The 22,330-nt window shown below is 38.7% G+C and carries 15 protein-coding genes and 3 tRNA genes; 9 read left to right on the forward strand and 9 right to left on the reverse strand.

Going from position 1 to position 22,330, the window contains the following annotated elements; all coding sequences use genetic code 11:
* Positions 1-9: 9 nt before the first annotated feature.
* Genes ptrA through recD form a run of 3 tightly spaced genes read left to right on the forward strand, consistent with a single transcriptional unit; the run spans position 10 to position 8,419 of the window.
* Entirely contained in the window at positions 10-2,898 is a 2,889-nt protein-coding gene (gene ptrA, locus GWJ01_RS09440) for a pitrilysin (protein ID WP_109402029.1), read from the forward strand.
* Positions 2,895-6,506 carry an exodeoxyribonuclease V subunit beta gene (recB, locus tag GWJ01_RS09445; RefSeq protein ID WP_109402028.1) on the forward strand — a complete coding sequence of 1,204 codons (3,612 nt, stop codon included), beginning with the start codon at positions 2,895-2,897 and terminating at the stop codon, positions 6,504-6,506. The genes ptrA and recB overlap by 4 nt, the downstream gene beginning before the upstream one ends.
* A gap of 2 nt (positions 6,507-6,508) precedes the next feature.
* A complete protein-coding gene (gene recD, locus GWJ01_RS09450; RefSeq protein ID WP_109402027.1) occupies positions 6,509-8,419 on the forward strand; it encodes an exodeoxyribonuclease V subunit alpha in 1,911 nt (636 codons plus the stop codon).
* Positions 8,420-8,492: 73 nt separating this feature from the next.
* Here recD and argA read toward each other — a convergent pair whose 3' ends face one another.
* The gene (gene argA / locus GWJ01_RS09455) at positions 8,493-9,827 is read right to left on the reverse strand and encodes an amino-acid N-acetyltransferase (protein ID WP_109394071.1); all 1,335 of its coding nucleotides are present in this window, start codon (positions 9,825-9,827) and stop codon (positions 8,493-8,495) included.
* Positions 9,828-10,067: 240 nt separating this feature from the next.
* Here argA and amiC point away from each other — a divergent pair, with 240 nt between their 5' ends.
* Positions 10,068-11,330: an N-acetylmuramoyl-L-alanine amidase AmiC gene (amiC, locus tag GWJ01_RS09460; RefSeq protein WP_109394070.1), complete on the forward strand. Its 1,263-nt coding sequence runs from the start codon at positions 10,068-10,070 to the stop codon at positions 11,328-11,330.
* A 214-nt stretch (positions 11,331-11,544) separates the two neighbouring features.
* Here the strand turns inward: amiC and GWJ01_RS09465 are convergent.
* From GWJ01_RS09465 to GWJ01_RS09475, 3 genes are all read right to left on the reverse strand, one after another.
* Positions 11,545-11,621, reverse strand: a tRNA-Met gene (locus GWJ01_RS09465).
* A 22-nt stretch (positions 11,622-11,643) separates the two neighbouring features.
* Positions 11,644-11,720, reverse strand: a tRNA-Met gene (locus GWJ01_RS09470).
* A gap of 30 nt (positions 11,721-11,750) precedes the next feature.
* A tRNA-Met gene (locus tag GWJ01_RS09475) sits at positions 11,751-11,827 on the reverse strand.
* Between the two features lie 294 nt (positions 11,828-12,121).
* Between GWJ01_RS09475 and mltA the strand changes: the two genes are divergently transcribed.
* Both mltA and tcdA read left to right on the forward strand, forming a co-directional pair.
* On the forward strand, positions 12,122-13,216 hold the full coding sequence (gene mltA, locus GWJ01_RS09480; RefSeq protein ID WP_098941995.1) for a murein transglycosylase A: 1,095 nt from the start codon (positions 12,122-12,124) through the stop codon (positions 13,214-13,216).
* A 110-nt stretch (positions 13,217-13,326) separates the two neighbouring features.
* Positions 13,327-14,145, forward strand: a complete 819-nt coding sequence (tcdA, locus tag GWJ01_RS09485; RefSeq protein ID WP_161711023.1) for a tRNA cyclic N6-threonylcarbamoyladenosine(37) synthase TcdA — start codon at positions 13,327-13,329, stop codon at positions 14,143-14,145.
* Between the two features lie 90 nt (positions 14,146-14,235).
* Here the strand turns inward: tcdA and csdE are convergent, their stop codons facing one another.
* A complete protein-coding gene (gene csdE, locus GWJ01_RS09490) occupies positions 14,236-14,688 on the reverse strand; it encodes a cysteine desulfurase sulfur acceptor subunit CsdE (protein ID WP_109394069.1) in 453 nt (150 codons plus the stop codon).
* A gap of 5 nt (positions 14,689-14,693) precedes the next feature.
* Positions 14,694-15,905 carry a cysteine desulfurase CsdA gene (gene csdA / locus GWJ01_RS09495; protein ID WP_109402026.1) on the reverse strand — a complete coding sequence of 404 codons (1,212 nt, stop codon included), beginning with the start codon at positions 15,903-15,905 and terminating at the stop codon, positions 14,694-14,696.
* A gap of 662 nt (positions 15,906-16,567) precedes the next feature.
* Between csdA and GWJ01_RS09500 the strand changes: the two genes are divergently transcribed.
* Genes GWJ01_RS09500 through rlmM form a run of 3 tightly spaced genes read left to right on the forward strand, consistent with a single transcriptional unit; the run spans position 16,568 to position 19,017 of the window.
* Positions 16,568-17,488, forward strand: coding sequence for a transcriptional regulator GcvA (locus tag GWJ01_RS09500; RefSeq protein ID WP_023582728.1), 921 nt, complete (start codon positions 16,568-16,570; stop codon positions 17,486-17,488).
* Positions 17,489-17,531: 43 nt separating this feature from the next.
* Entirely contained in the window at positions 17,532-17,927 is a 396-nt protein-coding gene (locus GWJ01_RS09505; protein ID WP_109394067.1) for a DUF423 domain-containing protein, read from the forward strand.
* Positions 17,920-19,017 carry a 23S rRNA (cytidine(2498)-2'-O)-methyltransferase RlmM gene (gene rlmM, locus GWJ01_RS09510; protein WP_109394066.1) on the forward strand — a complete coding sequence of 366 codons (1,098 nt, stop codon included), beginning with the start codon at positions 17,920-17,922 and terminating at the stop codon, positions 19,015-19,017. Before GWJ01_RS09505 ends, rlmM begins: the two co-directional genes overlap by 8 nt.
* 129 nt (positions 19,018-19,146) lie before the next feature.
* On the opposite strand, the gene xni is transcribed toward rlmM, so the two are convergent.
* The 3 genes from xni to queF all read right to left on the reverse strand — a co-directional run bounded on the left by xni (position 19,147) and on the right by queF (position 22,206).
* The gene (xni, locus tag GWJ01_RS09515) at positions 19,147-19,896 is read right to left on the reverse strand and encodes a flap endonuclease Xni (protein ID WP_098941999.1); all 750 of its coding nucleotides are present in this window, start codon (positions 19,894-19,896) and stop codon (positions 19,147-19,149) included.
* A gap of 6 nt (positions 19,897-19,902) precedes the next feature.
* Positions 19,903-21,270, reverse strand: coding sequence for a nucleotide 5'-monophosphate nucleosidase PpnN (gene ppnN / locus GWJ01_RS09520; protein ID WP_036913815.1), 1,368 nt, complete (start codon positions 21,268-21,270; stop codon positions 19,903-19,905).
* A 90-nt stretch (positions 21,271-21,360) separates the two neighbouring features.
* Positions 21,361-22,206, reverse strand: coding sequence for an NADPH-dependent 7-cyano-7-deazaguanine reductase QueF (gene queF, locus GWJ01_RS09525; protein WP_109402025.1), 846 nt, complete (start codon positions 22,204-22,206; stop codon positions 21,361-21,363).
* Positions 22,207-22,330: the final 124 nt, after the last annotated feature.

Below are 22,330 nucleotides of genomic sequence, written 5' to 3' on the forward strand. Positions count from 1 at the left end.
TCATATCAGATGAGAAAATACTTCTCGCAACTATGGATCATGTTGCTATTGATGCTAGTGAGTATCAATAGCTTTGCTACTGATCCTCTCTGGCAAGTATTACCTGATAGTATTGAAAAAAGTGAGAGTGATCCACGCCAATATCAAGCGATTAAACTACCTAATGAAATGACTGTCTTACTGGTTTCTGATGAAAAAGCAGTTAAATCATTAACGGCTGTTGCATTACCTGTCGGAGCATTAGAAGATCCAGATAGTCAGCAAGGTCTTGCGCACTATTTAGAACATATGGTGCTAATGGGGTCGGTGAAATATCCTCAGTCAGGCAGTATGTCTGAATTCTTACAAAAGAATGGCGGTTCTCATAATGCGAGTACAACGACTTACCGCACTGCATTCTATTTAGAAGTAGAAAATAGTGCCATTAATGAAGCGGTTGATCGCCTTGCTGATGCTTTAGCTGAACCTTTACTTGATCCTAAAAATGCAGATCGTGAACGTAATGCAGTTAATGCTGAATTAACAATGGCGCGCGCACGCGATGGCATGCGTTTTTGGCAAGTCAGAGCAGAAACTTTAAACCCAGCGCATCCAAGTTCTCGTTTTATGGGGGGGAATCTAGAGACATTAAGTGATAAACCAAATAGTAAGCTTCAAGATGAATTGATTAAATTCTATCAAACACACTATTCTGGCAATTTAATGAATGGTGTTATTTATAGTAATAAATCACTTGATGAATTATCTAAATTAGCCGCAGAGACTTTTGCTCGGATCCCGAATAAAAAGGCTGACGTACCTGTCACGACAGTACCTGCTATGACGGATAAAGAAAAAGGGTTAATGATCCATCTTGTACCTGCTTTACCACAAAAAACCTTACAGATTGAATTTGGTATTGATAATAATGTCGCCGATTTTCGTAGTAAATCTGATGAATATATTGGCTATTTAATCGGTAATCGTAGCGCGGGAACATTGGCAACGTGGTTACAAGATCAAGGCTTGGCTGAAAGTATTAGTGCCTCTTCAGAGCCTTATATCGATCGTAACCAAGGCTCATTTACGATTTATGTCGCGTTGACAGATAAAGGATTAGCGCAAAAAGACAAAGTGATTTCTGCTATCTTTTCGTATATTCGTTTAATTCAAACCGAAGGTATCAGTCAGCGTTACTTTGATGAAATTGCGAATGTATTAAATCTCTCATTCCGTTATGGCTCTATTGTAAGAGATATGAATTACATAGAAGGTATTTCGGATATGATGCTACGCTATCCAATCAAAAATATCTTAAATGCAGACTATATTGCTGATAATTATGAACCTTCAGCGATCCTTTCTCGTCTTGACTCTCTTACACCAGAGAAGGCTCGTATTTGGGTGATAAGTCCTAATGAACCTTCCAACAAACAAGCCTATTTTGTTAATGCACCTTATCAGGTGGATAAAATCACAGATAAGCAATTAAAAACATGGCAAACATTATCGGATGATATTTCATTATCACTGCCAGCACTTAACCCTTACATCCCTGATAACCTTTCACTGATTGATGCGGACAGCAAAATCATCAAACCACAATTGCTGTGGCAAGATAAAAGCGCTCGCTTATTTTATATGCCATCACATTATTTTTCTGATGAGCCTAAAGCTAGTGTGACATTAAGTTTAGTGAATAAGAAATCAGACATTACCGTTAAGCAGCAAGTGACACAAACCTTAACTGACTATCTTGCTGGTTTAGCATTAAGTGAATTATCTTATCAAGCTTCTGTTGCCGGAATGAATATCTCATCCTCATCAGGACAAGGTATTGATTTTTCAATAAATGGATATACACAACATTTACCAGAATTAGTTAATGCAACACTAAAAAGCTATATGAGCTTTGAATCAACTCAAGAAGAGCTAGATCAGGCTAAATCTTGGTATCGCGAACAACTTGAAGTGACTCATAACTTAAAAGCATTTGAAGCAGCTATGCTGCCGGCTCGCCGATTAAATACGATCCCGTACTATGAAGAAGCTGATAAAATCAAAGCATTAGAGTCAATTACACTACAAGATATTATTGATAATCGCCATGAAGTCATTAAAAATGCGGCACTTCAGGCACTGATTATTGGTAATTTAACGCCAGAGCAAAGCCGTGATATTGCTAAATCTGCACACGAATTATTAGGTAATCAAGGCACAGAATATTGGATCGGTGAAACATTAGTATTCAATAAATTAGATGCGGTTGAATTCCAAAATAAATCGAAGAGCACCGATAACGCATTAGGTGAGCTTTATATCCCAACAGGTTATAGTCGTCTTGAAGGTCAGGCCATTTCTTCAGTGCTAGCCTCAGTTATCAAACCTTGGTTCTATGATCAATTAAGAACAGAAGAGCAACTAGGTTACGCTGTATTTGCTTATCAAGGCACTATGGGTGAGCAATCAGGTATCGGCTTTTTACTACAAAGTAATGCAAAACCACCTGTCTACTTGAATGAACGCTATAACGCATTTTATCAGCAAGCTTACGAACGTTTGAAAAAAATGAACGAAGCTGATTTTAATCAGTATAAACAAGCGATTATTACCGAAGTTAAACAGCCACCTCAAACATTCTATGAAGAAGTTTCTCTTTATCGAAATGACTTCCATCGTAATAATTTAAAATATGATGGCCGTGAAAAATTCTTAGCTGAACTTAATAAGGTTACATTAAAACAAGCTATTGAATTTTATGAAAAAGCAATTATAAAACCTAATGGATTTATTTTCGTCTCTCAAGTTATTGGTAAAGATGGCACAGATGCTGATTATGCAGAAAATAAGCAATGGAAACGTTACACCACAGTAAGTGAATTACAAAAAACTTTACCTGTTGAGGAAATTAAAGAGTGAGTGACGTGATACAGGCACAGCCATTAAACCCGTATACACTTCCTCTATACCAAAGACGCCTTATTGAGGCGTCCGCGGGAACAGGAAAAACTTATACAATAGGGTTGTTGTATTTACGGTTGCTTCTTGGATTAGGCGGAGAGTCAGCATTCTATCGCCCTCTCAGTGTTGAAGAGATTTTAGTTGTGACATTTACGGATGCGGCGACAGATGAATTACGAGCACGTATTCGTAAAAATATCCATGAACTAAGACTTGCCTGTATCCGTCATGATGTTGAAAGTAGTGATAATACGTACCTCGAGTTACTCAAACAGATCCCTAATAAAGAGCTAGCTGCGCAGTGGTTGCTAGAAGCTGAACGCCAAATGGATGAAGCGGCTATTTACACTATTCATGGCTTTTGTCAGCGTATGTTGGCGAACAATGCATTCGAATCAGGAGTCTTGTTTGAACAAGTCTTGATCCAAGATGAATATGAGCTCAAAAAACGGGTATGTGCTGACTTCTGGCGTCGCCATTGTTATCCACTTTCTTATGATGTTGCTAATGCAGTAAGCCAGATTTGGTCTGGCCCGGAACAACTGCTTTATGAAATACAGCCTTATTTGCAAGGTGAAATGCCTGAAATCGAAGGTGTGGCATTAGATAGCGAAAATGAATCAGTAAAAGAGCGCCATCAAGCGGTTATCGAAGCAATTAATAACGTTAAAACTCGTTGGAATGAACATCATCATGAAGTTGAAGCATGGATAACCGCTTCAGGTGTTGATAAACGTAGTTACAGCAGTCGTTTTTTACCTAAATGGATTGAAGAAATCACTTTGTGGGCGTCAACACTAGAAACGAAAAGCTATCAATTACCTGATTGTTTAATTCGTTTTTCTCAAGAAACATTGAATGAGAAGGCCACTAAAGGTCCAGCACCAGAGCATATTCTTTTTGTTGAAATTGAACGATTAACAAAGCAGAGCCTGACTTTGCGTGATGTTATTTTGGTCAACGCGATCCCTGAAATACGCCAAGGTATTGAAAATGAAAAAATGCGTCGTGGCGAAATGGGGTTCGATGATTTATTAACACGTTTAGATAGCGCATTGAAACGTGAAGGTGGTGAAGCTTTAGTGCAAGCCATTCGTGAACGCTATCCAGTTGCAATGATTGATGAATTCCAAGATACAGATCCCCAACAATATCGTATTTTTGATGCGATTTATGGTGAGCATGAAAACAGCGGTTTGTTGTTTATTGGTGATCCCAAACAGGCAATTTATGCTTTCCGTGGCGCAGATATTTTTACTTATATTCAAGCTAGAAAGCAGACATCTCATCACTACACATTAAACACTAACTGGCGCTCTGCACCGGGTATGGTGAATGCTGTTAACAAGCTTTTTATGCGTTCCAATGCCCCATTTTTATTTGAGCATATCCCTTTTATTGAAGTAAGCTCGGCTGAAAAAAACCAAGACATGGCTTTTATTTACCATGATAAACCGATTCCTCCTTTTAATTTTTGGCTTGCTGAAGGTGAAAGTGTTTCTACAGGAAATTACGAGCAAATCATGGCAGCACAATGTGCTGCACAAATTCGTGATTGGTTATCAGCAGGGGATCAACAACAGGCTTGGCTGATTGAACAAGGTACAAAAAAATCGGTTACATCTGCTGATATTATGGTGTTAGTGCGTAGCCGTAGAGAAGCAGTACTTATTCGTGACGCACTGAATTTGCTTTCAATACAATCGGTGTTTTTATCCAATCGTGAAAGTGTATTTGAAACCAATGAAGCTAAAGATCTACTTTGGTTATTACAAGCAGTTGTAACACCGGAGAAAGAACGTGTTTTAAGGGCATCTTTAGCCAGTCGATTATTTGGTTTTAGCGCAAAGCAAATTGATGATCTGAATTGCAGTGAGGCACGCTGGAATAGCTATGTAGAGAAATTTGCTGATTATTATATACTATGGCAAAAGCGCGGCGTTTTACCAATGTTGCGTAAGATCATGATGGATAATCAAATTGCAGAAAATTTACTCGCAAGTATTGATGGTGAGCGTCGGCTTACAGATATCATGCATATTGGTGAATTATTACAAGAAACATCATTACAACTTGATAGTGAACACGCCCTTATTCGTTGGTTAGCACAACAAATTTCTCATCCCGATGCGCAGTCTGAAAGCCAACAAATGCGTTTGGAAAGCGACCGAAACCTTGTGCGAATTTGTACTATCCATAAATCTAAAGGCCTTGAATATCCTATTGTTTGCTTACCTTTTGCTTGTAATTATCAAGAACAGAAAGGGGCGCTTTATCATGATAGAGAGAAGTTTTACGCAAAATTAGATATTTTTAGCCGACCTGAAAGTTTGCGCTTAGCGGATGAAGAACGCTTAGCTGAAGATTTACGCTTACTTTATGTAGCATTAACACGATCAAAATTCTGCTGTTATGTTGGTGTTGCTCCTCTTGTTAAGGGGACTAAACGTAAGTCAGGCCTTACCGATTTGCATAAAAATGCTTTAGGGTATTTATTGCAGCAAGGCGAAGAGGGTAATAGTGAATTATTGCATCAATCAATCCATGCTTTATTAGATGATAATATTAGTGTAACAACGCTTGATATTATGTCTGCACATCGTTATCAGCCTCAATTAATGGCTGACACAAAACTTGAGGCTGCAATATTTAAACGCCAGATCCATGATAACTGGCGTATAACGAGCTATTCAGGGTTAACCTATCAACATTCAAATCGTAGTTATCATTTTGACTTAGGTGATATTGAGGCTTTAGTGCAATCTATCGCACCGGGGCTTGATACAGATGCTAAAGGTGAGAAGCAACAAGGAGAGGTTGATGAAAATTCGATTCATCATTTCCCTCGTGGTGCAGTAGCAGGAACGTTCTTACACAGTTTGCTGGAAGTATTAGATTTTTCACAGCCTATTGATGAACTGTGGATGCAAGGACAATTGACTGCCCAAGGTTTTGATGAAAAGTGGGCTCCTCTTTTAGTTTCATGGATGGAAACTCTGTTTCATACACCTCTTAATACCCAAGGATTGTGTCTCGCTGATATCCCAAAATCACAACAACTTGATGAATTACAATTCTATTTACCTATTGAGAAAGAGGTATCATCAGCCCAATTGACTCAATTAATTAGCCAGTTTGATCCTCTATCAAAACGTTGCCCGGCTTTGCAATTTCAACAAGTAGAAGGAATGCTTAAAGGCTTTATTGACTTAGTCTTTTCTTGGGAGGGTAAATATTATGTTGTGGATTATAAATCGAACTGGCTAGGTGAATCGAGTGAGGATTACACACAAGAAGCGATGATGAATGCAATGATGGATCATCGCTACGACTTGCAATATCAACTCTATACCTTAGCGTTACATCGTTTTTTACAACAGCGCATCCCTGATTATGATTACCAAAGCCACTTTGGTGGGATTTATTATCTCTTCTTACGTGGTATAGACAAAGCACATCCCGGAAATGGAGTTTATGCCTATTTACCCGATGAAGCTTTTGTTTTGGCGCTAGATTCACTATTTGCAGGTAAAAGTAGCAAACTCGATGTAGTCAGTGAGAAATAAAAATGATCAAACTATTAGAACAAGCGATTACACAAAATTTATTACGGCCTTTAGATCTTCGATTTGCACAAATGCTGGTGGAAGATGAAAACCCTATTTTACTGTTTGTATTTGCTTATTTAAGTGCTCAAACTGGAGCTGGTCATGTTTGTTTACCATTGAGTATTATTCAAAAAGATCAACTGTTTGATGGTAGACAAAAGGAGTTTGCACAAGAAATTTGGCAAAAAATGGGTAAGCCTTCTGCTAAAAAAATAGTAGAGGAATTGACTCATTGTCATTGTGTTAATCAAAGTAGTGATGATTCACCTTCCCCCATTATTTTAGATAATGAACTTCTTTATCTACAAAGAATGTGGAGCTATGAAGAGAAAGTAGCTCAGTTTTTTAGGCAAGAGCATGCCATTGTTGATATTGATGAGAATGAATTAATTAAAGTACTCGACCAACTTTTTCCAACAACGAAAGAAAGCCAAGAAACAAATTGGCAAAAAGTGGCTGCGAGTGTTGCTATCACAAGCCCTATCTCTATTATTTCTGGAGGGCCTGGAACAGGGAAAACTACAACAGTTGCTAAAATTTTAGCGGCTTTTGTGATGCTCACATCGAATGAAAAGCCGATTATTCAATTAGCGGCTCCTACAGGTAAAGCTGCAGCGAGATTAACGGAATCTTTAGGTAACGCTTTGGCACAACTTAATTTAAGCGAAGAAGAAAATAAGTGGATGCCAAAGCAGGCACAAACTATTCATCGTTTATTAGGCGCTCAACCTGAAAGCCAGCAAGTGCGTTACCATAAAGATAATCCATTACAGCTTGATATTTTAGTTGTTGATGAAGCATCAATGGTTGATTTACCTATGATGGCGCGATTGATTGATGCACTTCCACCAAAATGTCACGTTATTTTCTTAGGTGATAAAGACCAACTTGCTTCTGTTGAAGCAGGCGCTGTATTAGGTGATATTTGCCGTTTTTCTGAAGATGGTTTTAGTCAAAAGAGATTTGATCAGATTAATCACTTAACCCAAGGTGAGTTGGCTAAATCTAGCGGTATCATTCCTGTCTCTCAAACACCAGTTTCTGTCGTTAGTGATTCTCTGTGTCTGCTACGAAAAAGCTACCGCTTTGGTGAGGATTCAGGGATAGGGCAACTTGCTTTTGCGGTTAATAAGGGACAAACCAACACAGCCATTGCGTTGTTGAAAAAAGCAGAGGTTAGCCCACAACAGCTTGAAATAGCATTAGAGCCTCAAGATGTGAGCTTTATTGCTTTAGAGTCCAAAGAAAGCTATTTGCTGATGATACAAGATGCCGTTAACGCTTATCAAAAATATCTCACTTTAGTTTCTGAAAAAGCATCTCCTGATATTATTCTTAATGCATTTAACCAATACCGTTTATTGTGCGCGCGAAGAGACGGTCCTTTTGGTGTGAGTGGTTTAAATGATAGAATTGAAATGCTATTGCATCGCCAGCGATTGATCCGCCGCCCTACAAATAGTTATCAAAGTGATTATATTGGACGCCCGATTATGATCCAACGAAATGACAGTACGCTAGGTCTGTTTAATGGCGATATTGGCATTATGCTCAATAATGATGAAGGTGAAATGAAAGCTTTTTTCCAACTACCTGATGGAAAATTGAAAGCGATCCAACCTAGCCGGTTACCACAACACGAAACTGCGTATGTAATGACAGTACATAAATCACAAGGTTCTGAGTTTACCCATACAGCGTTAGTACTGCCCGATAAATTTTCACCTGTTGTTAGTCGTGAATTGTTATATACCGCATTAACACGGGCTAAACAGAAGCTTTCTCTTTATGCCTCAGAGCTGATGGTGAAAATGGCAATACAAACGCGTATTCAGCGCCGAAGTGGATTAATTGATAAATTACGTTATTAGCCATTAGTTAATAATGAAAAATAATAAAAGACAGGTATTGAGAGGGATACCTGTCTTTTTTTATATTTGGTAATTACTCTTTATGTAAATCTAAAATCAAAATTTTAGAACGGCGTTGGTAATTATAAAGTGCTTGTTTTTCAATCGGTAGCTTATCTATTTCAGCCGGTTCAAATCCTTTTTCTTGAAACCAGTGTATGCTACGAGTTGTCAAAACAAACAGCTTTTCTAACCCTAATTGCTTAGCATGTGCTGAAATACGCTGTAGTAAAACTTCACCACGACAAGAGCTACGATAATCAGGGTGTACTGCAACACAAGCCATTTCACCAATTTTTTCTGATGGATAAGGATAGAGTGCTGCGCATGCAATAGTCATATTATCGCGCTCAATAATGGTGAATTGGTCAATTTCAACTTCCAATTGCTCTCTTGAACGCCTGACTAAAATACCTTGTTGTTCTAATGGGCGTATAAGTTCGAGTATGCCTCCAATATCATTAATATTCGCTCTACGAACTTTCTCTGCACTCTCCATGACGATTTGAGTACCAATACCATCACGAGAGAATAATTCTTGAATAAGAGCACCATCAGATTGATAACTTAGTAAGTGGCTGCGCTCTACACCGCGACGGCAGGCTTTAACTGCTCCCCGTAAGAATCTTACTGTACCTGAATGGTAATCACCTTCCGTTTGTAGCTCTTGAATTTTATCTTCGGCTTGATTAGGTAATAGTTCAGAAACAATGTGTCCTTCTTCATCGACAACACCTTGGAATGAACAAAAACCAATTATTTTTTGTGCTTTAAGCTTTATCGCAAGCTGTGTTGCTACTTCTTCTGAAGTGAGGTTAAAGCTTTCACCGGTCACAGATACCGCAACTGGGCCAATTAATACAATGGCATTACTGTCTAATTGGCGATGAATAGCTTCTTCATCGATACGACGGATTTTACCGCTATGACAATAATCAACGCCATCATCAACCCCTAATGGTTGTGCGATAACAAAGTTACCACTAACAACATTAATATGCGCACCTTGTAATGGCGTATTGCTTAAACTCATTGATAAACGAGCCGTAATATCGAGTTGCAATGTACCCGCAGCTTGTTTAACAATTTCTAAGGTTTTGCTATCTGTGATGCGCGTATATTTATGATAAATCGGAGATACCTTTTGCACTTCAAGAGCAGTATCTATTTGTGGGCGAGCACCATAAACAACCACTAAACGAATGCCTAGGCTGTGTAACAACCCAATATCATTAATGATAGATGGGAAGTTTTCGTGAGCAATGGCTTCACCACCTAGCATAATGACAAATGTTTTGCCTCTATGTGCATTAATATACGGAACCGAGTGGCGGAATCCATCGACCAATTCGGTGCTACGCTCTTTCATAAAACCCTCTCAAGTGAATTTTTATTCGTATTTAATGTATTTTTATTCTTTTTGGGGAGGAATGGCAAGTAAAATCCTATCTTATTGTTTTCCCTGAAGGCAGAATATTCGTGTAAAAGTGAGTAATTGTGCTGTTTTTAAGTGACAGTGAAGTGTGGATTGGGTAAAGTTTTTCGTTCTTAACTTTTTTTATCTCTTTTTAGAGTTTACTGACGTTAATCGTTTTTTTGGAATATTTTCATGAGTCATTCTGAGCACAATCAAACTCGTCGTCGTCTTGTTAAAGGAATTGGCGCGTTATTATTGTTAAGTGTTAGTCCTGTTGGCCTTGCTGCCACAGCATCTATTGTTGCTGTGAGGGTTTGGCCTGCCTCGACTTATACTCGCGTGACTATAGAATCCAGTACCCCACTGAAATATCGTCAGTTTGCATTATCAAACCCTGAGCGTATTGTGGTGGATTTAGAAGGTATTCAACTTAATAGCGTGCTGAGAGGTGTCGCTAATCAGGTTCAGACTAGCGATCCCTATTTAAAACTTATTCGCGTTGGTCAAAATACACCTAAAACAGTACGACTGGTATTTGAAGTAAAAACGCCTGTACAACCGCAAATGTTTACGCTTAAACCTGTGGCTGAGTTTAAAAACCGTTTGGTGTTAGATTTCTACCCAAGCCACGGTGCTGACACTGAAGACGATCCTCTTTTAGCGCTATTGCGTGAATATAATGACGGTGATTTACAACAAGCTGTACCAGCACAAACCGATACACGCAAACCGGGCAGAGCAGGGCGAGATAGACCTATTATTATTATGATCGACCCAGGACATGGTGGTGAAGATCCAGGCGCAATTGGTAAATATAAAACGCGTGAAAAAGATGTAGTTTTACAAATTGCTCGTCGCTTAAGAACGCTTATCGATAAAGACGCCAAAATGAAGGCGTATATGACACGTAATGAAGATGTGTTTATTCCATTGACAGTACGTGTTGCTAAAGCGAGAAAAATGCAGGCAGACTTATTCGTTTCTATTCATGCTGATGCGTTTACAAACCGCTCTGCAAGAGGTTCTTCTGTTTTTGCATTATCAAAAACGGGCGCAACTAGTAACACAGCACGCTATCTTGCTCAAACACAAAATGAGTCTGACTTAATTGGTGGGGTGAGTAAAAGTGGCGATCGCTATGTAGACCATGCAATGCTCGACCTCGTACAAACGGCGACTATTAATGATAGCCTAAAATTTGGTAGTGAAGTACTTAAGCTGTTGGGTGGGATTAATAAACTGCATAAAAATAAAGTCGATCAGGCAGGTTTTGCGGTATTAAAAGCTCCAGAGATCCCTTCTATCTTAGTAGAAACGGCTTTTATCAGTAATATTGAAGAAGAGAAAAAACTAAAAACCGCTAAATTCCAGCAACAGATCGCAGAGTCTATTTTCAAAGGGATCAAAGCTTATTTCGCTAATGGCGGTGAATTAACGCTAGCTGATCGTAGCTAATTTCTTCCTATACCCTTTTCTTATATTCCAATAGAAAGCCAAGAACACTCGCTTTCTATTGGAGTCTCTTATTGTATTTTTAGCAGAATAAATCTATCCAATACAATGCGTTATTGAGATAACAGAAATTTAATGTAATAAATCTACGATTGATACGATTAGGCTTGTGAATTAAGAGGGAAAGTAAGAATGAGAAGAACTTTTGAATAGAAATTGGTTGCGGGAGCTGGATTTGAACCAACGACCTTCGGGTTATGAGCCCGACGAGCTACCATGCTGCTCCATCCCGCGACTGAATTGTTGTTTATAGAATTGGTTGCGGGAGCTGGATTTGAACCAACGACCTTCGGGTTATGAGCCCGACGAGCTACCATGCTGCTCCATCCCGCGACTGATACTATAACTTACTACTTTGTGAATTGGTTGCGGGGGCCAGATTTGAACTGACGACCTTCGGGTTATGAGCCCGACGAGCTACCAAGCTGCTCCACCCCGCGTCTCCACAGAGGGGCACTATACTCAGGATCTGCCGAGTTGCAAGTTTTTTATGAAATTTTTACAGTTTTCTTTTAAAAACGGTCAGAAATAACACATCAAGGTGCAAATTTAGGCAGTTATACGCGTCCTACTTCAAGGTATTTAGAATATATACTTGATGTTTAAAAGTCATATTGATTGGGTGATAATAGAAATCCTTTAGCAATCGGTATATTCATATCTTTATTGATTTTGCTTTGGTATCTTTCTAAGCCAAAATCAATACTCAAATTTAGTCATTAAGCGGGTCAAAAATGGTTACTTGGCGAAAATCGTTAATTTTAGGTATGTTAGCGCTTGCCTTGACTGGATGTCATCGTCCAACAGAGCAAGGGCAACAGTATAAAGATGGAAAGCTTAAGCAAGATCTCATTGAAGTAAGTTCGCCAAATACGCAAGGTACACCCATTAATGGTCCTGATTACTTACAACAAGTAAGTCAGATAAACCAAACATCATCTCGTTTGTATAATAGTAATAAAGAGACTTATCAGGCGGTCGAAAACTGGATACGCTCTGGTGCAGATACACGCCAATTACGTCAGTTCAATCTTTCTGCATTTCAAATGGAAGGGGTTGATAATTACGGAAATGTTCAATTTACGGGATATTACACTCCTGTTCTTGAAGCTCGTTTAACACCACAAGGTGAGTTTCAATATCCTCTTTATAAAATGCCAGCCAACAGTCGTTCAAAATTGCCTTCCCGTGCTGCTATTTATAATGGTGCATTAAGCCAATCTTTAATTGCAGCTTATAGTAACTCCATTATGGATAATTTTATGATGGAAGTTCAGGGAAGCGGTTATGTTGATTTTGGTGATGGTAAACCTTTAACTTTCTTTGGTTATGCAGGGAAAAACGGGCACCCTTACCGTAGTATTGGAAAAGTGCTTATTGATAATGGTGAAGTAGAAAGAAAAGATATGTCTATGCTCGCTATTAGAGATTGGGCTGATAAGCACAATGATGCTGAAGTGAGAAAATTATTAGAAGAAAACCCCTCATTTGTTTTTTTCAAACCAGAGCCTTTTACACCAGTTAGAGGTGCTAGTGCTATCCCTCTTGTTGCACTTGCCTCAGTGGCTTCAGATAGAAGCATTATTCCAGCAGGAACGGTGTTACTGGCTGAAATTCCTGTACTTGATAATGCAGGTAATTTTACAGGTGAATATCAAATGCGTTTAATGGTGGCATTAGATGTAGGTGGTGCAATTAAAGGGCATCATTTCGATATTTATCATGGAATTGGTAAAGATGCCGGTCATATGGCAGGTTTTTATAATCATTATGGACGTGTTTGGGTATTAAAAAAATCACAGCTTAATTCATTAAACCCTTCGTTATAAAAACGATTTACTCTTTATCTGTTCGTTATTAACGGTAAAATTATGCAAACGACATGGCTATTGATATTAATAGCCATGATTATTTCTGTTATTTAGGTTGTTATCGCATTATGCAAAATTCATTATCAGATTCATATTTACAACGCTTTTCTGGAATAGGGCGACTCTATGGGCAAAAAGCGTTGTCTTGTTTTGCTCAGGCTCATATCTGTGTCGTGGGTATAGGTGGCGTCGGCAGTTGGGCTGCTGAAGCATTAGCCCGCAGTGGTATTGGTGCTATCACCTTAATTGATATGGATGATGTGTGTGTGACTAACACTAATCGGCAAATACATGCGCTGAAAGAGAGTGTAGGTCAACCAAAATGTGAAGTGATGAAACAGCGTATTTTAGAAATTAATCCAGAATGCAAAGTGACTAGTGTTGATGATTTTGTCACGGTGGATAATGTCGCTGAAATGATGAATAACAACTTTGATTATGTTATCGATGCAATTGATAGTGTAAGACCAAAAGCTGCATTATTAGCTTATTGCCGTCGTTATAAAATTCCAGTGATCACAACAGGTGGTGCTGGTGGGCAAATCGATCCAACACAAATTCAAGTGGTTGATTTAGCAAAAACAATTCAAGATCCTTTAGCGGCTAAATTAAGAGAACGTTTGAAATCTGATTTTAATGTCGTAAAAAATAGTAAGGGAAAACTAGGAATAGATTGTGTTTTTTCAACAGAGCAACTGGTTTACCCACAAGGTGATGGTACGGTTTGCGCGGCAAAAAGTACGGCAGATGGCGTAAAAAGAATGGATTGTTCAGCTGGCTTTGGCGCCATAACGATGGTAACGGCGTCGTTTGGTTTTATTGCGGTATCTCATGCGTTGAAGAAGATGCTAGCGAAGGCGCAGCGTACTCGGCCACAGCGTTGTTGATTGCACTTGTCGCCTAGCTGTGACTTGAATTATTTAGAGTATCGACTTGTTATATATTAACTTATTTGAGATCTTGAGTCTCAGCTAAGGTTATGATTGAGAGGTGAGAGATTTTAATCGTGCGATAATCGCATTCACCCCGTCAGTGCGAGATTGGCTAATTTGATTAGCCAATCCTAATTGATCAAAAATAGCTAACATATCGATATCAGCTATTTCTTGCGCTGTTTTATTTTCAACAGTAGCTAAAATAATAGTCAGTAAGCCTTTTACAATACGACCATCACTATCGCCATAAACATGGTATTTGCCGTTATTATTTAATTCGACACCAAGCCACACTCTATTTTCACAGCCTTTGATCTCTTTTTCTGTTGTTTTTAATTCATCAGGTAATGCAGGTAATTTACGCGAGAGTTGAATTAATTGACGGTATTTGTCTTCCCATGCTTTTGATTTTTGAAAATCTTCAAGCAAGATTGCCAAGGTAATTTCATGACCAAATGGGTGCTGAGTTGCAAGTAGAGGTGTGTTGTTATTCATTTCAATTATTCATCTTTTAAGAGTGATAGAGCAAATTTAACGGCATTAATAAACGCATCGATATCAGCGTGTTGATTATAAGGCATAAAAGAAATGCGTAAACAGCCCGAAATATTTAATGAATCAATAAGAGGTTGAGCGCAGTGTTGCCCTGTGCGTAATGCAATATCTTTCTCTGCGATTAGTGTAGCTAAATCACTATGATGAACACCTTCGAAATTGAAAGAAACAACCGATGAGTTAGCTGCTCGGTGACTGATAAACCCATTTAGCTCACTGAGGCGCTTCTCTGCTTCATCTGCAAGCTCAAGAGTATATTGGTTAGCATGATGCATATCTTGTTTTTCTAACCATGCTAATGTGGCTGAAAATGCAATAACACCTGCGACATTAGGAGTCCCAGCTTCAAAACGCTGAGGGATAGGAGCTGGAGTAAAGCTATCAAATGTTGTGTTAGTTAGCATTTTTCCACCACCATGCCAAGGTGCCATCGCTTCTAAAAGCTCACGTTTACCATAACAAATACCTAATCCATTAGGGCCATAAAGTTTATGAGCAGAAAAAACATAGAAGTCGATATTGAGTGCCGTGACATCTGTTGGGTGATGAACAATACCTTGTGCACCATCGACAACCAGTAAGCAATTATCATATTGATGAACACAATGAGACACTTTATCTAATGCGATTTGAGCACCTGTTACATTCGACATTTGGCTTACAGCGACAATTCGTGTCCGTTTATTGATTAAAGCATTTAAGCTATCAATAGAAGGTAGAAAATTATCCTCTATTGCCCAGCGGATCACGCGTGCGCCTGTCTGTTCCGCCAGTATCAACCAAGGTATAAGGTTTGCATGATGCTCTTGCTCACTAACAATTATTTCATCACCTGCCTGTAACCGCGGACGAAAATAGCCTTGAGCAATAAAATTGAGTGATTCTGTGGTGCCCTTTGTCCAAATAATCGTATCACTATCAGTACTATTGATTAATTCGGCAACTTGTTGACGCGTCGCCTCATATTGTTGTGTTGTTTCTTTAGCATGTTGATATTGGCTACGGTGAACTGTTGCAAAATTATAGCGATAAAACGCATCTGAGGCTTCTATCATGGCGAGAGGCTTTAATGCGGTCGCTGCACTATCAAGATAAATAGTTTTTTCTTTAAGAGCAGGAAATTGTTGTCGAAATAAATCAGGTGAAAATACGTTCATAGTTAGGCTGTATTGGTAGACGAATAATTTTCGCGATTTGTCGTTAAAAATAGGGCGTATAGATTATACGGTTAATTATATTTATTTATAACGGAAACCTAGGAGCATCCGTTTGTTCTGGCTCATTGAGTCCATAATAACACGATTAAGATGGTGAAAGTTCACTCAATAAAAAATCACTGAGATCCGATTAATATTCTATTTTTTCTTGTTTAAATTTTTTTTGGATAATTTGTGGTGAGTTTTTTTAGAATAATGATGATAACTTTATTATAAAAAATGGATGAAAACATTAAAACAGTATGTGTGAGTAATTAAAAAGTAGAGAAAAATAGGGAATAAAAAAAGCACCGCCTTGGCGGTGCACTATAAAATCACTATGGACAGACAGGGTAAATGTACAGGAAGTGAAAAAAAACAGTAGCATCAGCTACTAAGTCTGGAATTTCCAGACAACTTGCAAACACAACATCACAACCACAAAGCCAAAAGTTTTGCAGTACTACTACTACACAACTTTTCGTTCCGGCTTAGGAAGTGCGCCTACTATAGGTATTTACTGGCTAATCATCAAGGGACAATTTATAATGCTTCGCATAAAAAAAACTAATGATGAAAGTTAGGGTCTACTAATAGCCAAAATAGGGGTTTAAGAACCGAATATGTCTAAACGTTTACCGCCATTAAATGCGCTTAGGGTTTTTGATTCAGCGGCACGTCATTTAAGTTTTACTAAAGCCGCTGAAGAATTATTTGTGACACAAGCAGCAGTGAGCCACCAAATTAAAACATTAGAAGAATTTCTTGGGCTAAAATTATTTAGAAGGCGCAATCGCTCTCTCTTATTAACAGAAGAAGGGCAAAGTTATTACCTCGACATTAAAGAAATCTTTTCATCAATTAATGAGGCAACTCGCAAATTATTAGCTCGAAGCGCGAAAGGCGCTCTTACCGTTAGCCTTTCTCCAAGTTTTGCTATTCAATGGTTAGTACCACGGTTATCTGGATTCAACCAAGCTTATCCGGGGATTGATGTACGAATTCAGGCTGTTGATAGAGAAGAAGATAAGCTGGCTGATGATGTCGATGTAGCTATTTTTTATGGTCGAGGAAATTGGACTGGGTTACGTACAGACCGCCTTTATGCGGAATATTTAATTCCTGTTTGTGCGCCATCTTTACTTACAGGTGAAAAACCACTAAAAACCCCATCCGATCTGATTTATCATACACTATTACATGATACATCTCGTCGAGATTGGCAAGCTTATGTACGTCAATTAGAGATACAAAATCAGATTAATGTGCAACAAGGGCCTATTTTTAGCCATAGTTCAATGGTGATACAGGCTGCTGTACATGGACAAGGTGTTGCATTAGTTAATAATGTAATGGCACGTAGTGAAATAGAATCAGGTCGATTAGTAAGACCTTTTCCAGATGTCCTTGTCAGTAAAAATGCATTTTATTTAGTTTGCCAAGATAGTCAGGCTGAATTGGGTAAAATTGCGGCTTTTCGCCAATGGATTTTATCTCAAGCAGCGAATGAGCAAGAAAAGCTGGGTTTACTGACATCATCTTAATATTGCGATTGGCAAATATCTTCTAGATAGGAAGGAATAAACAGTGAATAGTCGTACATTGCTTATGTTTTCCGCGATTAGTGGCTTCTTCTATGTTGCTTTTGGTGCATTTGCAACTCATAAGCTAGCACCTCATTTATCGCCACAACATTGGGATTACATTCAGTTAGCGATGCGCTACCAAATCGTCCATACCTTATTACTTGTCGGGATCGCGGCAATGTTAATGCGTAAAACCATTTTATGGTTTTACTGGGCAGGTATTTTCTTTGGTGTTGGTATTCTACTTTTTAGTGGTAGCCTTTATTGTATGGCGCTAACACAAGTTAGATTGTTATCTTATTTTACGCCAATTGGTGGATTTAGTTTTCTTATTGGTTGGGTTTTAATTTTTATTGGCGCTTTGCGTCTAAGGGCACCGGCGTCTCGCCATGAATAAAGTTGCATTATATTGTCGCCAAGGTTTTGAAAAAGAGTGCGCGGCTGAGATTACGGATAAAGCAGGTCAAATCGGCGTTTACGGCTTTCCTCGTGTTAAAGAGGGAAGTGGTTATGTGATCTTTGAATGCTACCAAGAAGGTGACGCGGACAAGATCGCTCGTGAAGTGAGTTTCCGTGAATTAATTTTTGCTCGTCAGATGTTTGTGACTGGTGAATTACTTAAAGATTTATCGCCAGAAGATAGAATTACACCGATCGTTGGAATGTTGAAAGGTGTTGTTGAAAAAGCGGGTGAATTGCGAGTTGAAGTTGCAGACACTAACGAAAGTAAGGAATTATTAAAATTCTGCCGCAAATTTACGGTGCCATTACGTAATCATTTACGTAATGAGAAAATTTTGCTGAAAGTTGAGAATTTTAGCCGTCCTATTATCCATGTGTTTTTTATTGCACCGGGATGTTGTTATGTTGGCTATTCTTATAGTTTCAATAATTCTGCATTTTACATGGGGATTCCTCGATTAAAATTCCCATCAGATGCACCAAGTCGTTCGACACTAAAACTTGAAGAAGCATTTCATATTTTCATTCCTTATGACGAGTGGGAAGAGCGTTTAGCAAGCGGAATGAAAGCGGTCGATTTAGGTGCATGCCCCGGTGGTTGGACATATCAATTAGTGAAACGCAGTATGATGGTACATGCTGTTGATAATGGCCCAATGGCACAATCTTTAATGGATACAGGGCAAGTTCGTCATCACCAAGTTGACGGTTTTAAATTTGAACCTACATCTAAAAATATCACATGGCTTGTTTGTGATATGGTTGAGAAGCCAGCTAAAGTTGCTGCATTAATGGCGACTTGGATTGCTAATGAATGGTGTCGAGAAGCTATCTTTAACCTAAAACTGCCAATGAAAAAGCGTTATGAGGAAGTTTCTCATATCCTTGAAAAAATAAAGTCAGAGTTAGCGGAAAAAGGGATCAACGCTAAGATCCAAGCTAAGCACCTTTATCATGATAGAGAAGAGATCACGGTTCATATTCAAAATATTTGGGCTGCTTATCGACCAGATCGTGAATTTTAAAATGACCCAAGTCCATTGATTTATTGATGGCAATAAAAAGCGAAGCTTCTATTTATAAGCTTCGCTTTTTTAAATGGGCTAGTTATTTAAAAATATCAGTGAGTTGAATCTTGATGATTGGGAACTTAACTATTTTAAACGTAACTGTTGTAGATTACCGTTTAATTGAATATCAGTACGTAATGTGGTGATTTTTCGACTGATAAATGCGGACTCTTTATGGGTAATAAGTTTGTTTTGCCATTTAGTAGGGACATCATCAATATGTTGATAAAGCGATTCTAGATCTGGATGAATTTGTAAAAGCTCGGTGGCACTTTTCGGTCCAATACCGGGGACACCCGCAACTTTACTGCTGCTTACACCTGTTAATCCCCAATAGTCGGTAAGTTGAGATGGCTCGACACCAAATTCAGCTCTAATAAACTCTAAATCTAACCAGCGTCGTTGAAAATAATCACGTATACGAATAGAGGGCGAAAGTAGTTGGCAATAACCTTTGTCCGTTGAAATAATAGTGACTCGAAAACCTGCGCTAGCCACTTTTGTTGCCAATGTTGCGGCAACATCATCTGCTTCATCACCACCCGAGTGCCAGCTCTGTATTCCTAAATTAAGCAACATGGCTTTAATTTCAGGTAATTGTTGTCGCAAGTCATCAGGCATTGGCGTGCGACCCGCTTTATAATCAGGTAAGAGCTGATGTCGCCAACTACCGTCTCTGTCATCCTCATCAAAGACTGCTACGGCATGGGTAGGTTGTGTGTGACCAAGCAGTTGGTTGACGCTCTGTTCACACACTGTCTGGCAGGAAGAACCTGATGCCGCATGAATGCGGCGGATCAGGTTTAAAGCATCAATAATCAGCAAATGTATCATAATAAATTAGCTGATAATCTCGTAACATGGTTGGTAAGCTGTACCGCCTGGAAGTTTCATACGATGTTGCTCAACAAAGCCAGCTAATAAAATATCCATGCGACGCATAATTTCACGATCACCATGAATTTTATAAGGACCATAAGCCTCAATCGCCTTCATACCCACTTCTTTTACGTTACCTGCAACAATACCCGAGAACGCACGACGTAAGTCAGCCGCTAATTTTTCAGGTGATTGATCGGTACTTAAGTTAAGTGATGCCATATTTTCATGTGTTGGTTCAAAAGGAAGCTGTAAATCAGCATTGATCTTCATTGACCAGTTAAAGCTATAAGCATCACCAGTACTGCGACGATTATCTTTTACCAATGGCATATATTTTTTCATGATACGAGCAACTTCAGGTGCATCATCAATAATAATTTGGTAATGGCGTCGAGCTTCGTCACCTAATGTATTTGCGATAAAATCATCTAATACATTAAAGTAGTCCGCACTCTCTTTAGGGCCAGTTAAAATCAGTGGTAATACTTGATCTTGGTTTTCTGGTGACATAAGAATACCAAGCAGATACAGTAATTCTTCCGCTGTCCCTACACCACCTGGGAAAATAATAATCCCGTGTCCAATTCGAACGAACGATTCCAGACGTTTTTCAATATCTGGCATAATAATCAGTTCGTTAACTAATGGATTTGGTGGTTCAGCTGCAATGATTGAAGGCTCTGTCATACCAATAAAACGGCTATTTTTATAACGTTGTTGAGCATGACCAACGGCCGCCCCTTTCATTGGTGCTTCCATCGCACCGGGTCCACAACCTGTGCAGATATTGAGTTCACGTAACCCTAATTCGTTACCTACTTTTCTGCCGTAAAGGTACTCAGTTTCATTAATTGAGTGGCCTCCCCAGCAAACGATCATATTAGGATCTTCATCAATATGAAGGGCTCGCGCATTGCGCAAAATCGAGAAAATAGTATTAGTGATATGAGTACTATTTTCTAAGTTCAGGTGAAGATCACGCTTTGCTGTTGTGATCTGCCCATGAACAAACAATATGTCACGAAGCACTGCAAATAAGTTAGCTTGTAGTGAGCGAATAATTTTTCCGTCAACAAAGGCGTCTTCAGGAGGATTGACTAACTCTAGTTTTACGCCACGTTCACGGCGCAGTACGTTAATATCAAAATCTTGGTATTTAGATAACAGTTCTTTACTACTATCAGTAAGGCTACCAGAGTTGAGAACAGCGAGAGAACAATTGCGAAACAGCTGATAAAGATCACTGCTTGCGGTTCTCTTTAGCATATCAACTTCTAGCTGTGAAAGCAGATCCATGGAACCTAATGGGCTGACATGAGTTATCACGTAGGACTCCTTTTTCTCCTGAAATAACAAACTGAGTGCAACTGATCTTGGTATAACACAGATCATATTAACATACAGGCATTATTCCCGTTATTGTCTGGCTAATCGACTAATTTCTGGAACAAACTCACAATTACTACGCCAAGGATTTATGTCTAATCCACCGCGTCGCGTATATCTTGCATAAACAGTTAATGTTTCTGGTGCACATAATTGCATGATATCGTGGAAAATTCGCTCAACACACTGTTCATGAAATTCATTGTGTTGTCTAAATGAAACTAAATAGCGCAGTAGTTTTTCACGATCAACCTTTTTACCCTTATATTGAATAGCGACTGATCCCCAATCTGGCTGATTAGTAATCAGGCAATTTGATTTTAACAGATGGCTGACAAGGGTTTCTTCAACCAGTGTATCGGTTGTCGATTCGTTTAACCATTGCACATCAAACTGATAATTATTAATTTCAATATCTTGTTCATCAATACACTCTCCAGCAAAATCAACAATAGGTTGTGATGTAAAATGCGAAAGTGGATAAATGGTCAGATTAACTTTGCCTTTAGCACAAGTCGTTAAATCTTTAAGTAAGGTTTTTTCGACGACATCCCAACTTTCAAAACGAGTCTGATTAAAACTGTTGAGATATAATTTAAAGCTTTTAGATTCAATAAGATTCTCGGTATTTGCATCTAATTCAACATGACCAATAGCAACTTGAGGTAAGCCTTTACTATTAAGCCATGAAAGCTCATACAGAGTCCAAATGTCACCACCATGAAAAGGTAAATTTTCAGCAGTTAAAGAGAGAGAATCTCGATTTAGGCTACGTGGTACACCTTGCAATAATTCGGCATCATATTGGTCATGGTATTGAGTCTCTTTACCTAGAGATAATGCTTCAAGAGATTTATCGCCTTGATATAACGACATAATTTACATCCTAACTTTAGCTGAAAATAAAAGAAGGTTAATTATACTATTGAAACATCAATAGTATATGAATGCTTTATTTTTGATGCTCTGAATTAGTGACATAATCAGGTAACATGAAGGA

The sequence above is a fragment of the Proteus sp. G2618 genome, assembly GCF_009915995.1.
In the GTDB taxonomy this organism is placed as follows: domain Bacteria; phylum Pseudomonadota; class Gammaproteobacteria; order Enterobacterales; family Enterobacteriaceae; genus Proteus; species Proteus terrae.